The sequence below is a fragment of the Paenibacillus sp. y28 genome, from assembly GCF_037137075.1.
In the GTDB taxonomy this organism is placed as follows: domain Bacteria; phylum Bacillota; class Bacilli; order Paenibacillales; family NBRC-103111; genus JBBBNV01.
Genome location: NZ_JBBBNV010000019.1, coordinates 1 through 15,260, shown reverse-complemented (window position 1 = coordinate 15,260; position 15,260 = coordinate 1). Strand labels below are relative to the sequence as shown.

The following is a 15,260-nucleotide window of genomic DNA, read 5'->3' as shown; positions in this document are numbered from 1 at the left end:
TCACCACGATCTTCATCGTGGTATGGAAGGTTGAATTTGCTCCATCGCTGTGTAGCCGTATGCTCTGCCACAAGCTAACCCTACAGAGAGACATCATGCTTCTGCACTCGCGTTTACCTCCGCCGATTCTGATTCCCTTCGCCAAGCCGGGCGGATAGCAGCGACGCCGTCAGCGTCAGCTCCTTCAGCAGGCTCTCCTTCTTCGCGGCCAGCCGCTCCACGGGCCCGGAGATGGAAAGCCCGGCAGCAAGCTGTTCTGCCGCGCCAAATACAGGCGCAGAGAAGCCGATGACGCCTTTCATCCGGTGGCCCACGGTCATACTGTACCCGTTGCTCCGGATTCTCCGCAGCGCTTCCAGCAGGGCGGCCTGCTGCTCGGAGGCCATATCTTCCTGGCGGATGATTTGACGGGCCTCCTCCTCCGGCATAAAAGCAAGCAGCACATTGCCGGAAGCCCCCCGGCACAAGGAGCTGCGTTCGCCGGCTTGCACCAGACTGCAGGCAGGATACAGGCTCTCCAGCTTTTCAATACATACACGCTCACCCCGGTCAACGATGTTCAGGCTCACCGCCTCGGAGGTTTTACTGTTCAGTGTCCGCATGAACGGAAGCGCCAGCTTCCGCAAATCCATTCCGGCCGCATACACATGCCCCAAATCATAGAGCCGGGAGCCGAGCTGATAACGGTCGGTTCGGGTATCCCGCTCAATATAATGCTTGCTTCGCAGTGTGCTTAACAGGGGGGAAATCGCGCTCTCGGGAAGCTTTAACCGCTCAGCAAGGTCGGAAACCGACAGCTCCTGAGCCGAGCGGGAGAAGCAGTCCAGTATCTCCAGGGCTCTCTCCACCGATTCCACAGATTCCACAGATCGAACAGCTTCATTTTGATCCGGTTTCACGATACCACCCTTTCCTAAGGAATTATATAACATGCCGTATCATGGAATATATATTCGCAATGGAACCGGCAAAATGATGCCGGATGCTTTCATTTTCTGCGAAAGCGCCTTCGTGAACGATGAACGTGCGTCATTATTTTTTACATAATTATGAGCAGCACCCGAAAAAAATCGCTTGTGCAAAGCTTTGCTGCTTTTTCTAGGCATCCGCCTACATTTGAGATATGATAAATATACTTAAATCATAAATCGACGCATTATACATGTCAATATATATAACATTTGAACAAGCAATAAATTTCAGCAAGCGAGGTCCCTATGAAAATTGGCTTTCGAACGATCAAAACGGCACTCGGCATTTCCATCGCGGTGCTTATCGCCCAAGCCCTGCAGCTGGAGTATTTCTCCTCCGCCGGAATTCTGACGCTTCTTTGCATTCAAAAGTCCCGCCGCAAGTCGTTTCAGGCCGCCAGCAGCCGCTTTTTTTCCTGCATGCTGGGGTTTCTTTGCTCCAGCGCCGTTTTTTTGCTGATCGGCTTTCATCCGTACGCGTTTTTGGTTTTGTTTCTGGTATTCATTCCCCTGTGCGTCCGGCTGCGGATTCAGGAGGGCTTGTCCAGCAGTCTCGTTATCGTAATGCATGTATATATGAGCCAGAAAATCGACGTGGCCTTCTTTATGAATGAGCTGTTCGTGGTGACGATCGGTCTGGGGGTCGCCTTGCTTATCAATGCCTACATGCCGAGCAGCGACAAACAGCTGAACCAGTTCAAGTCGGAGATTAACGGCCTCATGAGCATCATTTTGAAGGAAATTGCGGCGTATTTAAAGGATGGGAACACCCTGTGGGACGGCAAGGAGCTGCTGGCTCTAGCAGACTCTCTCCGGAAGGCCAAAGCGCTCGCCCTGCTGGATATCGAGAATAGCCTGCAGCAGCGGAACGACTACTATTACGAGTATTTTGAGAAAAAACAGCAGCAGTACGATGTGCTGGAACGTATGCTCCCGCATATCTCCCATATTTCCATTCCGCTGGAGCAGGGGGCCCGAATCGGGGATTTCGTCCTGAAACTCAGCCAGCATTTGAATGAGCCCGGTCATCGGCACGATACACAGGACTACCATGAGCAGCTTCGTGCCATACGCGATTACCATAAGCTGCTGCCCCTGCCCGAAACCCGGGAGGAATTCGAAAATCGGGCCAGCCTGTTCGTCGTAGCGAATCAGGTGGGGGATTTTGTCTACTTGATTGAAGACGAGCTGGCCGGGCCTGAGGAACAGCGGCTGCGGCGCAGCACCTCGTCAAGCGCGCCGTAATTCCCGCCGACGCTGGCCCCCTCGCCCGGTGCTTGTCTGCCTGGCGGCAGTCCGCTGAACCCTGCGGCGGCTTTATCGACGCAGATGATAATCGTTTCATTCAGCCCAAAAACACGTCCGCCGGTCATCCCCTCCAAAAGGGATGCCGGCGGACGTGTTTTAATTCGGTCCTAATCTATTTCTTGCATGGTACTGCATAGAATGGAACAGGACAAATCCGTTCGAAATCACATCAATCCAGGTGAATTCGTTTCCTTCCTTATCCGTTTCCTACGTAAGCACGGTGAAGCGGTCTAAGAGGACATGCTTTCCATCGCCGTGTCGACCAGCCAGTCGAACAATTCGTCATCCTCTTCCAGCGCAGTTTCCACAACGTCGATTTCTTCATCTATCCCCGGGTCCTTCCCGAAATTCAACGTATAATCCCACATGTTGCCATTCTTGCTAAAGAGCATTATTTCATAGGAATGCTTATGCCCCTCAACCTCGAAAATCACGCTGCCCCGGTAGCCTTCTCCCGGATTATGGGCCATTGCGGCAGTCACAATCTTTACCTTCATCCTCGGCTGCACCTCCTTCTCTTGGTCCCGCCTGCCTGCGGCAGCCCTTATTGAGGGTTCGTCGTCCAGATGCCCGCTGCTTTCACAAACACACGCGGCGGCAGCTTCAAGGTGGCCATAATCAGCTCGGCTACATCGCCAGGCTGCATCATCCGGTCCTCATCCCCAATTTTAAGTCCAGCGTTTACCGCCAGATCCGTATTCACCGTGCTTGGCGTAAGCGCAGTTACCCGGATATTGTGCTTGCGCACCTCCTGCATTAACGATTCCGTCAAGCCCATAACGGCAAACTTCGACGCGCAGTAGGCCGAGCCTGTGGCAAAGCCCCGCTCTCCGGCTGTGGACGCGATATTGATGATCGTTCCGCTGTTGCTGCCGATCATTCCGGGCAGTACGGCCCGGGTCACATAATAGGTGCCCATCAGGTTGGTTTGAATGATGCGCTCCCACTGCTCCGGCTCCATGTCGGCCACAGTTCCGAATCGGGCGATGCCTGCATTATTCAGCAAGATATCAACCGATCCGAGGCTCTCCGTCAGAGCAGCCACGGCTTTATTTACAGCGGCCATGTCGGTAATATCTACAGACGCATAATAAACACGGATTCCGAAGCTCTCTGTCAAATGCGCCTGCAGCGCCTCCAGCTCCTGTGCATTTCTTGCGACAAGGCCCAGATGGACCCCTTCTTTGGCCAGGGCAATCGCCGCCGCCTTCCCGATGCCTTTACCTGCGCCTGTAATTATCGCTGTCTTATTGCGAAGCTCCATGTCCATCTCTCCTGCCGTAAGTATTCTTAGTGAATCGTTCACATCTATGTACCTGTTCTATTGTAGCATAAATGGGGGCGCGTCCACATTCACCCCCGATAATGCCGGATTAGCCGCATGATTAGCTCCGTCCGTTCTGTTATCCAGCCCGGCGCTTGTGCGATAGCATCCTCCAGCCGGCACGGTCCCGGTACTATGGAGCAAGCGGTCAGCAGCTTCAGCTCATCGAGCTGTGCCGGGGACAAATCGAGACTGCCGCAAAGAGCAATGACCGGAACATGGTACGCTTGCGCGGCACGGCTCACGCCGGCAATGACCTTGCCGGACAACGTTTGCGCGTCCAGCCGTCCTTCTCCGGTAATGACCAGATCGGCAGTCTGCAGCAGCTCGTCAAGCTTCAGCTGCTCCATGACGACCTCGATACCGGAGCGAATGCTGGCCCCCAGGAAAGCGACAAGCGCCGCTCCTATCCCTCCTGCAGCTCCGCCGCCCACAATATCCCGTATCTCGCTGCCGCGCCGGGCACGGACAATATCGGCAAACCGGTTCAACGCCTGATCCAGTGCGAGAACCATATCCGGCGTGGCCCCTTTTTGCGGACCGAATACGGCGGAGGCCCCTTCCGCTCCACATAAGGTGTTCGTAACGTCGCAGGCTGCGGTGAAGGTGCAATCCTTGAGCCGGGCATCCAGCCTCGTCTCATCGTAGGCAGCCAGCTGCGCCAGTGCCCCGCCGCCGTCCGGCAGGGCGGCACCGGATTCATCGTACAGCTGCAGTCCCAGCGCCCGCAGCAGTCCGGCCCCGGCATCGTTTGTCGCGCTTCCGCCCAGTCCGACAACAAAATGACGGTATCCCGCGTCCAGAGCATGCTTCATCATCTCGCCCGTGCCGTAGCTGGTAGCCAGAAGCGGATTTCTGTCTCCAGCCGGAACAAGAGGCAGACCCGAAGCCTGCGCCATCTCGATCACAACCGTACGGCCGTCACCAAGTATTCCGTAGGCGGCATCAACCGGCTTGCCCAGCGGTCCCTTCACCTGCACACGCTGAATCGTCCCCTTGGATGCAAACACCAGGTTGTCCATCGTTCCTTCTCCGCCATCCGCAAGCGGGACAGAATGCACCTTCGCCTGCGGAACAACACGCCGTATTCCCGCTTCAACCGCAGCACAGATTTCCCTTGCTGAAAGCGATCCTTTGAATGCATCCGGCGCGACAACAATGTTCATTATTCAGCCTCCTCTCCATGCTCCAGGCGTTCATCGCCGATTAAGCGATGAATTTCTTCTCCAGCGATCTGCTTATACTGATGTACACCGCCAATTTCCTTATTCCTCTCGGCTGCGGCCCTGGCCTGCTGCACGCTCAAGCGGACACCTGCTCTACCGCCCGGCCCGCCGCCGCTTATTATCGACATGCTGGATAAGGATTAGTATACAGGATGGGCTTGAAGCTTTTTTGAAATTTTTTTGACAAACGGTCTTTCGTATCCTTGATCGCGATACCTCGCCAGGTTCCTCGATGACCTGCAGCCGCAGGGGATACCATACTACAAAATTCCTAAGAACAGGCCGCCTGCGGATAGGCGCAGGTGTCCTGTTGCTTTTTTTATTGTTCTTATTTGGCCGCTGTACCCACGGGCGCTTGACTTTATGTATAAGAAGCAGCCCCCTGTGGAAATATAATTCCGAGCGCTGGGAAAATCGGGAAACTTGAAGGGATAGGGATCATGCTTGAGCACCTTCTTTGTATCATCGTGTTATTTGCCGGGCTGGGCTTGACGACGGGGCGAGAGCTCAAGGACATGAACAAGAAAGAGCTGCTGGTTACATTCTGCATCCTGCTCCCTTCCCTTTATTTTGCCGTTTTGTTTATTTGGCAGCCGGATTGGCCAGGGTTATCCGAGCTGCTGCAGAAGCTGTACGGGGGTCCGTCCAAGCTTATTGTTGACTACCTAAAGGGTTAATCCAATTTGAACACTGGAGACACTGCCAATGAATAAGCCGCAAGAGGTAACGTCCGGACAAATGGCTGCTATGCTAATCGGCATGACCACCGGCTCCGCAATTGTATTTATCCCGAATCCGGTCATCGATGCCGCCAAAAAGGGGGCATGGATTTCTATGCTTCTATCCTACATGGTCGGGCTGCTCCTGCTCGCGGGCATCGTTTATTTGAACCGCGCCCACCATGGAAGCAGCCTGATACAGCTTAGCAAGCGGCTTATCGGCAAGGCGTTAACCCTCCTGCTCGCCATCCCTGTCATCGGTATGCTGCTTTTTGCCATTCCGGCTATTTGCGCGGGGATCGGCGATTTTTTCACTAGTGTGATGATGAAGGAAACCCCCGCTTATATTTTTGTGTCGACCAGCCTGATTACAGCTGCCTTGACAGTCCGTGCCGGCATTCAAGTGATGGCCCGCATGTTTGTGCTGCTGGCGCTGGTACTCGTTTTCTCTTCGGCCATGGTTATGGTGCTGGCGATTCCGCTGTATGAGCCGGGCTTTCTGATGCCTGTTTGGCCCACCGACCTGAAGCCAATCCTCCACGGCACTTATATTGCCAGCGGCTTTCCCTTTGGAGAAGTAGTCCTCTTCTCCATGCTTCTTCCCTATCTGGAGAAGAACGATCCGGCAGCCATCAACAAAATATTCGGCGCGTTTACGTTGAACGGGCTTCTGCTGACGCTCTCCACGGTGTGCACCGTGCTTGTCTTCGGCCCGCTCGCCGGATCAATTAAATATTCGCTTTACCGGCTGGCCGGCGAAATCGAAATCGCGGACATCATTCAGCGTATAGAATCGGTCATCGGCATCGCTCTCATTATCGGCTCTTATATGAAAGCCTCTCTGTTCCTGTTTATTCTCAATCAAACCGTCATTCAACTGACAGGCTTACGCAATGATCGTATCCTCATCTACCCGATGACATTACTATGTATTGTGTTAGCTCTTACGATGTTTGGCAACCCCGGCGCGTTTTATCATCAAGTGTATGTCATCTGGCCATTTACCGTCTTGACCGTCAGCTGTACACTGCTCCTGGTGCTGGTCGGAATAACATTGGCAAAAAGGAATCCGGCTTTGTCCGAAGGGAGGAAACGTTCATGACCGGGAACAGGGCTCATGCCGAAACGGAGTCTGCCATTTCCAAGCAAATGGAGAACAATTTATTGTGGCTGGAGAAGATCTTTGACAGATGCCATGACGTTGCGTTTGAGCCGTTCCGTTTCGGTCCAGAGCTGGCGCATTCCGCTTTTGCGGTGTACTGCCGATCGTTGGTTAAAAATAGCCACAACGAATTCGTCGAGGATGTGCTTCAACAGCTCGCGGGGCGTCAGCCGGGGGCCGTAGAAGCCGTATCCATCGAGCAGGTTATCCATTTTCTCTCCTCCCACGGCGCCGCTTCACAGCCTTTTTACCGGCTGTCTTCCCTTCAGGGGGTAGAGAACGCGGTCTGGCTTGGCCATGTCGTCATCTTGTTCCAGGGCTGGGACCAGGCTATCGCCTATAAAGCCGCTGAATTTGAAAAAAGACAGGTTACCGAGCCTACCAGCGAGCCGGTGGTCCAAGGGCCCCGGGAGGGCACCGTTGAGAGCCTGTCGGTCAATCTCGGCATGATCCGGCAGCGGGTCAAAAGCTCCAGATTAAAAATGGAATTTATCCGGGCCGGGTCTGTGATGAAAACGAACATTGTGTATGCTTACCTGGATCAAGCCGTGGACCAGGAGGTGCTTCGGGAGTTCCGCAGCCGAATCGGTGATATTGACACGTATGAAGTGCTGGATACTTCCTACGTGGAAGACTGGATTCAGGATTCCAACTATTCGCCGTTTCCGCAGCACCGGATTACGGAACGTACCGATACTGCCGCCGCCGCTCTGCTGGACGGAAAAATATTGATCCTGGTGGAAAATTCACCGATGATCCTGATTTGTCCTGCCGTATTCGTGGATTTCTTCAACACCAGTGAAGATTATTATGTGCGGACCATGTATGCCATTCTCATCCGGCAGCTCCGGCTTGTGGCATTTTTTATTGCGCTTACACTTCCAAGCATTTATATTGCACTCTCAACCTTTCATCCCGAGCTGATTCCAACCGTGCTGCTCCTGGCCATATTGGACACAAGAGAGGATATTCCGTTTCCTGCTTTTTTCGAGGCACTGATTATGGAGGTTTCCTTCGAGCTGCTTCGGGAGGCCGGAATCCGCCTGCCCCGTCCGGTTGGCTCCGCGGTCAGCATCGTCGGCGCGCTTGTCATCGGACAGGCCGCCATCATGGCCAAAATCGCTTCACCGACCATGGTCATTATTGTAGCCTTTACCGGGATCGCTTCCTTCGCGATTCCCCATTATGATATGGCTATCGCCATTCGCGTTCTCCGATTTCCGTTCATGATTGCCAGCGGCATGCTCGGCGGGTACGGTCTCATGCTTGGATTTCTGCTGACGCTGCTGCATCTGACCAGCCTGCACACTCTGGGAGTGCCCTTTTTGTCATCTTTGGCCCCTTTATGCATTCAGGATCTGAGAGATGTGTTCATCCGCGCTCCATTGAAAACCTTTCTCCGCATCCCGCGAAACCGGCGCCTGCACCGCTCCGGCCACAACCAGTAATTTCCAGGAAGGGAGCATATCCGATGACCAAATTACCGGCGCTTCTCGTTCTCCTTCTCGCGGCAGGCATACTATTGCCGGGATGCTGGAGCTCCCATGAATTAACCAGGTGGGGGTTCGTTCAGGCGGCGGCCATTGACCTCGGCAAGAACGGCCAGCTGCAGCTGACTGTGCAAATTTACCGGGCCGGCAGCAGTAAAGGCGGGGCCGGGGGGGGCGGATCACCTGCACAGCAGACAAAATCCGGACCGTCTTTTATCAATATCCAGACCAGCTCCTCGACTGTACATGGGGCGACGCGGGATGCGGTGCTTCAATTGGGGCGTCGGCTGCAGTGGAGCCACATGCGTATGCTCCTGCTTGGGGAGGATATCGCACGTTCGCAGAACATTCCCCAAATTCTGGATTATTTCTCCCGGAATAATGAGCCTCGTGGAACCGTCTCTTTATTAATTACAGAAGGAGAGGCTCAGCAGTATTTGAATTTGCGTCCGCTTATTGAAGGCACGATGGGGCAGCAATTGAAAACCATTGAGCAAAATTCCTTCCGCTATAGCGGCAAAACGATGGAGGTGTCCTTGACGGATGTCGGAATACAAGCAGCCGACGATACGCCCGTCTATACGATTCCGTTTGCTTCCATCGATAAAAAAAGAATATCATCACGGTAGCCGGGCTTGCCATTCTCAAGTTCCCGGACGGAAAAATGACAGGGCGGATCTCCGCCGCGCAAACCCCGTTCCTGCTGATGATCAACAATCAATTCAATGGCGGATCTCTGGAGGTTCCATGCCCGGCAGGAAAGCCCTGCTACGACTCGGTAAGGCTGCTGAAGGTCCGCTCCAAAGTGAATCCCATCCTTCAGGGCGAATCCGTACAACTGGACATTCAGACCGATGTAGAGGGAGGAATTGCCGAGCTGGCCTGCTCCGAGATTGTCAGCGACGAGGATTTTAAAGCGTTCTCTCAGCGTTTAAGCGAGATCATCGAGACACGAATCCGGGAAACCGTCCGGCACCTGCAGCAGGAGCGCGCCGATCTGATTGGAATCGGAAACAAGCTCAGCCGTACCTCACTGAAGCTATGGGCCGATTGGCAGCAAAGCTGGTCCGACCAATTCGCGGCCATGGACGTTCAAGTCCAGGTCCATTTGAAAATAACGAATACCGGGATGCAGGTCAGTGTCCCGTTTTCGCAGGGCAAATGATTTTACTCGAAGTCAGACTTCGATTCAGCGATTCAGATTCAGCCTAATTCCGCCTCTGGGATAGCCCCCTTCCCACATGTAGCTTTCTTCTGTATGGGCCAAGATTCGGGGCTGCCCAAGAAGGCTCAACAAATGACACGGTTCGCATACAGATACAGGGTACAGGGAACACCCTCGCTATTCAGCAGCATAAAAAATGACACCAGCCATACGCATATGGCCGGTGTCGAATTTTTTTAAGGTCTGCCTGCAGCTTTACAGATTTTTAATATACATCCCGTTGGTAACGGCCTTGCTCCTGCATGGCTTTCACATATGCTTCAGCCTCTTCGCGGGACAGCTTGCCTTCTTTTTCGATGACTTCAAGCAGCGCATTGTGGACATCCTTCGCCATGTTGAGCTTGTCTCCACAGACATAGAAGTATGCTCCGCCCTCCAGCCATTCAAACAATTCTTGGCTTTGCTCAAGCATTTTGTGCTGAACATATACCTTTTGCGCCGAATCACGCGAAAACGCAGCATCTATTTTCGTCAATACTCCGTCTTGCTGATAATGTTCCAACTCCTCTTGATACAGGAAATCCGTCGCGGCATGCTGGTCTCCAAAAAACAGCCAGGCTCTGCCCGACGCTTTGGTCACGGCACGCTCTTCGATAAAAGAACGGAATGGCGCAATGCCTGTCCCCGGACCGACCATGATAATATCTTTTTCCTGTGCCTCCGGAAGATGGAAGTGTTTGTTCGTTTGAACAAATACCGGGAGCGTGTCTCCTTCTTGAATGCGCTCAGCCACCAAAACAGAGCAAACGCCTTTGCGTTCGCGTCCGTGAGCCGTGTACCGTACAGCACCAATTGTCAGATGCACTTCCTCAGGATGGGCGGCAATGCTGCTTGCAATCGAATACAGCCGGGCTGTCATTTTTCTTAGAAGAGACACAATATCCTGAGCCGTAGCCTTCCATGGCCCGAAATCGCGCAGCATATCCAGCAAATCGCGACCGTTCGTGTATTCCTTCAGTTGATCCGCATGTTCAGGAGACAGAAGCTTGTGAAGCTCTTCGTTTTCTGTGAACGGTGCTGCCGACTGTACAAGCTTTTTGGACAACAGGGTAATTTCAAAATAATCGGTCAGCGCTTGCTTCAGCGGAAGGGTTTCGCCTTCCTTGTTGATTACCACGGGCGTTTCTGCATCCCACTTCATTTCCTCAAGCAGAGAAGCGACAAGCTCCGGATCATTTTGAGGAATAATACCGAGAGCATAGCCCGGAAGATAGGTAAGGCCGGAGCCTGCTAACGAAAGCTCAATATGGCGGGTTTCTTTTTTAGAACCGCTTCCATTTAGATTCACATTTTTGAGAACTTTGGCTTGAAACGGATTTGTCCTGGAGAATATCGAAGGGGTCTTGTTGACATCGGTTACATGCATTCGTTTTCACCTCAAATATATAATAATTTAGGATATCATAATAATGAAATTTAGAATATGTTTAATTTATGTTAGAGGCCTTCCCTCCCTTAATCAAAACGCAACACTAGGTTTAGTTTACACAGAATGATGGACAGACTCAAGTCGGACGCATTTCAGGCGATAGCTATCCGGCTCCAGAACACAAAAACACAGCCCGCCCTTGATTCTCACGGCCGTTCACATGTGGTTGATGTGGCGCCGCACCGCGCGCTGGGAGACTACAGATACTGGAAAATCGCGATTTCAACGCTTTGTATTTCATTTTAAGAAGACAAACCACCGGGGCTCGACGGTTGTTTGGATGGAATCAGGTATTTGCTAGCGTACAGAAGAAGCTCGCTTAAAGCAGCTTTGGCTCCTACTTCCCCTCCGGCTGAAGCGGGATTCCAGCGCTTGATAAGGCGTTCGATAAGCATGTCCATTTCCGGACGATCTGCGCTGGAGGAGGGCATATGAAACGGCAGCGCCCCAGCAGCCGGACCGCATGCTGAAGCCGGATAGCAAGGTCTTCAAAAAAACAACCGGACTTTCTCCTACGATATATAAGAAGAATCAGTGTGGCCGATGATCAACGAAGACATAATCGAAGAATGAACCTCACCATTTTTACCCAGACAGGAGCTGTAAAAAACAGGGTTGCAGCGCACTGGTGGATCGAACCTGAAGCAACGTCCATGTCCGGACCGCGAGCAGAACAGCAACTAAGCGTCCAGTGGCGTCGAAACGACATCCATTCGTTAATTACGGAACAAGATAGAAATGTTGTTTTGGAAAATAAGCCAATCGCATTCTCGTTATACATGAACAACAGCTCCAGCCGTAGAGCTCTCCTCTGAAGCCACATCATATTTCCCACATCAGTGAACCCGCTGCTTATTTGCGACAATATATAGATGAGTGGCCATTCAGAAAGGAGAACCTACTTGAATACCGATGAGCTAATCGAACTCGTAAAGCTGCATGGCAAATCGATTTACAGTTTCTGCTACAAGCTGACGGGGAACAAACATGAAACTGACGATCTATATCAGGAGACTTTTCTGAGAGCAGTGGAGCTGCAATTCAAGATCAATGCAGCCCATAATCCAAAAGCCTATCTCCTATCCATCGCTGTCCGGGTATACAAGAATCATTATCGTAAGCTGTCCCGGAGGCGAAGAATCGCTCCTATCGAGGAGCTTGACGAAGCTTCAGCCACGTCCCGTTTGTCTCCATTCGAAGCATCACCGGAGGATGCTGCTCTAATGCTAGAGAGCCGTACCCTGATTCAGCAAGCCGTTCACCGGCTGGACGACAAACTGAAAATCCCTCTTTATATGCATTATACGGCAAACATGACCGTAGAAGAAATTGCCAAAGCGCTAAGCATTCCTACCGGAACAGTCAAAAGCAGAATGCATCATGCACGTCAGGCGATTAAAAAAGCACTGGAGGTTGAATCCCTATGAAGGACGCGGATTGGGAGCAATTACTCAGACAATCTTTGGCTCCTACGGTCGAGCCTGAGGAACAATTAAATCAAAGCCTCATTCATCAACTCGAAAATCGTCGCCGAACGAGACCGAAATACAAGAAAAGATTGTCGGCGGCCCTGCTTGCTGCTGCCTTATTACTAGTCCTTTCGGTATCTGCCTATGCAGCGACAAAGCTACTCAACGCCAACCAAGTCGCTGTGCAATTCGAAGACCGATTATTGGCGAATGCATTCGCAAGCGCGGACGCGCTTCGAATTGAACACTCTCAGAATGCCGGGGACTACCATTTTACGCTGCATGGCCTCGTATCGGGATCGGGTCTTAGCGAATTTCCGAATGCGTCGGAGCAAATCTTCCCTGACAGAACTTATGCCGTTGTTTCAATATCCAGACAGGATGGCAAGCCAATGCCGGATGTTGCCGACCCCGAATATGGCAAGGAGCCATTCTTCATCTCGCCGCTAATCAAAGGCTTGGAGCCTTGGAAATTCAACATCGTCACGATGAACGGCGCCTACAGCGAGGATGTGATTGATGGCGTAATGTATCGGCTGATCGCATGCGACCAAATAGAAATTTTTGCAGATAAGGGAGTATACCTTGCCATCAGCAGCGGGAGCCCGTTTTATAACAACAAAGCCTTTGCGTATGACGCGGCGACTGGCGAGATACACGCCAATAAAGACTATCCGGGCGCCGCAGTACTGTTCGATCTCCCGCTCAATCCTGCCAAAGCCGACCCGGTCAAGGCAGAGACTTATATGGAGAAGCAAACGAAGGAAAACGAAACCGACACGGCTGCAAAGCAGCCGCAATGGGTAACCACGATGGAGGAGCTTCGGGCCAAAGTACGCAGCGGCGGACCGATTGAGGAGACGATACCCGAATCCATCCAAGAAGTGGACTACGACGATTCCGGGAATATCCGGTACATCTACGAGGGCCGGAAGCATACAACATCTCCCGAACAAATGTTTACACAGGGGCACGTCGGATTCTCAGATCACTTCTCCATCATCGTAGAAAACGATAGCCACCAAGCGCTGCTATTCTACAGAGACGAGCACGGCGTGATTACAGGCAGGCTCGTTCAATTGGATTAATATGGAATACAGACATAAACTTTCCGCACCGCGCGCAGCTCCCAGCGCGCGGTGTTTCGCTGCATGACGGCGGTCGGTCGACCACACAATTGCGGTCAAGCGCACATCGCCGGCAGGGCAAATGCCTCCGGCGATGTTTACTCAGAACATTTGCGCTCCTTGGGCGGACCATCTTCTGAGCCCAATCTACAATTTCTTCCGCGGCGAAAACTCGTTGTAATACATCGGCCTACGGCTAATCAGCTAAAGCTTCGTAGATTTTATGTTAACAATTAAAAGCATGTTCGCCCCCCCAAAAATTCCATTCACTACCACCTGCCAGGGGTGCGGAATGTGAGCTAACCACCATCGCGCCCTTCGTTAAAGAGTCAGTTAACTTTTGTCGGGTTAAACGGTTAAACTGGCATAAGCACAGACGTATTCCAGGAACTAGTAAGAACTACCATTGATTCCTGTGAAACAATCCGACTGGCGGGCCACTAAATTTCTCTGAATGTTAAGCCTTGATAAGTAACAAGGAACGGGAACCCGGTTAAGCCCGGATTCCCGTCTTTTTACTTTGAGTATTTACAGCAGCGCCTCTTACCGCTTCGCCTTATAGAATTCATGATACAGCTTCATCAGCGCCCGCTTCTCGATGCGGGACACATACGATCTGGAGATGCCCAGCTCCTTGGCGATTTCCCGCTGGGTCCGTTCATCGCCGCCAAGCTCCAGCCCGAACCGGCCGCGGATGACCTCCTGCTCCCGGGCGTCCAATATATCCAGATTGCGGTAAATTTTGCTTTTTTCAATTTTCAGCTCGACCTTATCCACCACGTCGTCGGCATCCGTGCCGAGGATATCAATCAAGGTGATTTCGTTTCCTTCCTTATCCGTTCCAATCGGATCGTGCAGCGATACGTCCTTGCGGGTTTTTTTGAGGGATCGTAGATGCATCAGAATTTCGTTCTCGATACAACGCGCCGCAAAGGTAGCCAGCTTCGTGCCTTTATCCGGGGAAAAGCTCTCAATGGCTTTAATCAGACCGATTGTGCCGATTGAAATCAAATCCTCCAGGTCTTCCCCGGTGTTATCGAATTTCTTCACAATATGCGCCACCAGCCGCAGGTTATGTTCAATCAGCAGGTTTCGTGAACGGGCGTCCCCCTGAGCAAACCGCCGCAGGTGCTTCTCTTCCTCTTCCTCGGTCAATGGCTGAGGAAACGCATTATTTTTGACGTAAGAAACGAGCAGCATCAGCTGTTTAATGAAAAAAGCAATAGCCGTGAAAAATCCAGGCACCCTGACCACCTCCAGTACGTTATGCTTCGATGTCCCGCCCGCCAGCTGCGCGGCTTTGTTACATTGTATGTAGGCAGCGGCCCAGAAGTGCATGTACCAGGGGAAAGTGGGAGAAGCCATTCACAATAGCGAATTACTTACAAGATGGGAACTGTGTGATCTCGAACAATTTAGCAGAAAACAGCATTCGTCCCTTTACTGGACAGTGAAAAGTTCTTGTCGAAAAATCGTCACATAGAAAAATAACCCAATCAGGCAATGGTCTGGTATCCTTGAGTTCTCACACAAAAAGGAAGGACCGCTGAATGGGCTACAAGGTGTAGTTTACCCCATTTCCAAGCGAATGACCATAACCATGCTCACATTTATGAACACAATCCTACTTGCATTTCGTTCTTGTTTCTCCCGAAAGTCCACCTTCGGTAAGCGTCAAACCAAACCCACCTGTTCGTAGGCAAAGCAATCCCTCATAATGAATCCATCCTGCCAACGAGAGGATGGATTCTAAATTGGAAATGAATCTGCAAGCCATATGGAGCGAGCGGATCGCGGCCTACCAGGCCAG

General features: G+C 52.1%; 15 protein-coding genes and 1 pseudogene. 9 read left to right on the top strand and 7 right to left on the bottom strand.

The window, feature by feature from the left end:
• Nucleotides 1-113 precede the first annotated feature (113 nt).
• Nucleotides 114-899, bottom strand: a complete 786-nt coding sequence (locus WBG83_RS15170) for an IclR family transcriptional regulator (RefSeq protein WP_336745999.1) — start codon at nt 897-899, stop codon at nt 114-116.
• A 318-nt stretch (nt 900-1,217) separates the two neighbouring features.
• On the opposite strand from WBG83_RS15170, the gene WBG83_RS15165 reads away from it, so the two are divergent.
• A complete protein-coding gene (locus WBG83_RS15165) occupies nt 1,218-2,216 on the top strand; it encodes an aromatic acid exporter family protein (protein ID WP_336745998.1) in 999 nt (332 codons plus the stop codon).
• Between the two features lie 293 nt (nt 2,217-2,509).
• Here the strand turns inward: WBG83_RS15165 and WBG83_RS15160 are convergent, their stop codons facing one another.
• From WBG83_RS15160 to WBG83_RS15145, 4 genes are all read right to left on the bottom strand, one after another.
• On the bottom strand, nt 2,510-2,776 hold the full coding sequence (locus WBG83_RS15160) for a hypothetical protein (RefSeq protein WP_336745996.1): 267 nt from the start codon (nt 2,774-2,776) through the stop codon (nt 2,510-2,512).
• A 47-nt stretch (nt 2,777-2,823) separates the two neighbouring features.
• Complete coding sequence (locus WBG83_RS15155; RefSeq protein WP_336745995.1) at nt 2,824-3,543, bottom strand: 3-ketoacyl-ACP reductase; 720 nt, start codon at nt 3,541-3,543, stop codon at nt 2,824-2,826.
• Nucleotides 3,544-3,632: 89 nt separating this feature from the next.
• Nucleotides 3,633-4,769, bottom strand: a complete 1,137-nt coding sequence (locus tag WBG83_RS15150) for a glycerate kinase family protein (protein ID WP_336745994.1) — start codon at nt 4,767-4,769, stop codon at nt 3,633-3,635.
• Entirely contained in the window at nt 4,769-4,909 is a 141-nt protein-coding gene (locus WBG83_RS15145) for a hypothetical protein (protein WP_336745993.1), read from the bottom strand. The genes WBG83_RS15150 and WBG83_RS15145 overlap by 1 nt, the downstream gene beginning before the upstream one ends.
• A gap of 360 nt (nt 4,910-5,269) precedes the next feature.
• Between WBG83_RS15145 and WBG83_RS15140 the strand changes: the two genes are divergently transcribed.
• Genes WBG83_RS15140 through WBG83_RS15120 form a run of 5 tightly spaced genes read left to right on the top strand, consistent with a single transcriptional unit; the run spans nt 5,270 to nt 9,365 of the window.
• The gene (locus WBG83_RS15140; protein WP_336745991.1) at nt 5,270-5,506 is read left to right on the top strand and encodes a hypothetical protein; all 237 of its coding nucleotides are present in this window, start codon (nt 5,270-5,272) and stop codon (nt 5,504-5,506) included.
• A 28-nt stretch (nt 5,507-5,534) separates the two neighbouring features.
• Nucleotides 5,535-6,650, top strand: coding sequence for a GerAB/ArcD/ProY family transporter (locus tag WBG83_RS15135; protein WP_336745990.1), 1,116 nt, complete (start codon nt 5,535-5,537; stop codon nt 6,648-6,650).
• Nucleotides 6,647-8,158: a spore germination protein gene (locus WBG83_RS15130; RefSeq protein WP_336745989.1), complete on the top strand. Its 1,512-nt coding sequence runs from the start codon at nt 6,647-6,649 to the stop codon at nt 8,156-8,158. Before WBG83_RS15135 ends, WBG83_RS15130 begins: the two co-directional genes overlap by 4 nt.
• Nucleotides 8,159-8,181: 23 nt before the next feature.
• Nucleotides 8,182-8,829, top strand: coding sequence for a Ger(x)C family spore germination protein (locus WBG83_RS15125; protein WP_336745988.1), 648 nt, complete (start codon nt 8,182-8,184; stop codon nt 8,827-8,829).
• Entirely contained in the window at nt 8,817-9,365 is a 549-nt protein-coding gene (locus WBG83_RS15120; RefSeq protein ID WP_336746071.1) for a Ger(x)C family spore germination C-terminal domain-containing protein, read from the top strand. Before WBG83_RS15125 ends, WBG83_RS15120 begins: the two co-directional genes overlap by 13 nt.
• A 265-nt stretch (nt 9,366-9,630) precedes the next feature.
• Here WBG83_RS15120 and WBG83_RS15115 read toward each other — a convergent pair whose 3' ends face one another.
• On the bottom strand, nt 9,631-10,791 hold the full coding sequence (locus WBG83_RS15115; protein ID WP_336745987.1) for a sulfite reductase subunit alpha: 1,161 nt from the start codon (nt 10,789-10,791) through the stop codon (nt 9,631-9,633).
• A 965-nt stretch (nt 10,792-11,756) separates the two neighbouring features.
• Between WBG83_RS15115 and WBG83_RS15110 the strand changes: the two genes are divergently transcribed.
• Both WBG83_RS15110 and WBG83_RS15105 read left to right on the top strand, forming a co-directional pair.
• Complete coding sequence (locus WBG83_RS15110) at nt 11,757-12,281, top strand: RNA polymerase sigma factor (protein WP_336745986.1); 525 nt, start codon at nt 11,757-11,759, stop codon at nt 12,279-12,281.
• Nucleotides 12,278-13,411, top strand: a complete 1,134-nt coding sequence (locus WBG83_RS15105; protein WP_336745985.1) for a hypothetical protein — start codon at nt 12,278-12,280, stop codon at nt 13,409-13,411. Before WBG83_RS15110 ends, WBG83_RS15105 begins: the two co-directional genes overlap by 4 nt.
• 582 nt (nt 13,412-13,993) lie before the next feature.
• Here the strand turns inward: WBG83_RS15105 and sigK are convergent.
• Nucleotides 13,994-14,695: an RNA polymerase sporulation sigma factor SigK gene (sigK, locus tag WBG83_RS15100; protein WP_336745984.1), complete on the bottom strand. Its 702-nt coding sequence runs from the start codon at nt 14,693-14,695 to the stop codon at nt 13,994-13,996.
• Between the two features lie 125 nt (nt 14,696-14,820).
• On the opposite strand from sigK, the pseudogene WBG83_RS22640 reads away from it, so the two are divergent.
• A pseudogene (locus tag WBG83_RS22640) lies at nt 14,821-14,895 on the top strand (IS66 family transposase); the annotation flags it as partial.
• Nucleotides 14,896-15,260 lie beyond the last annotated feature (365 nt).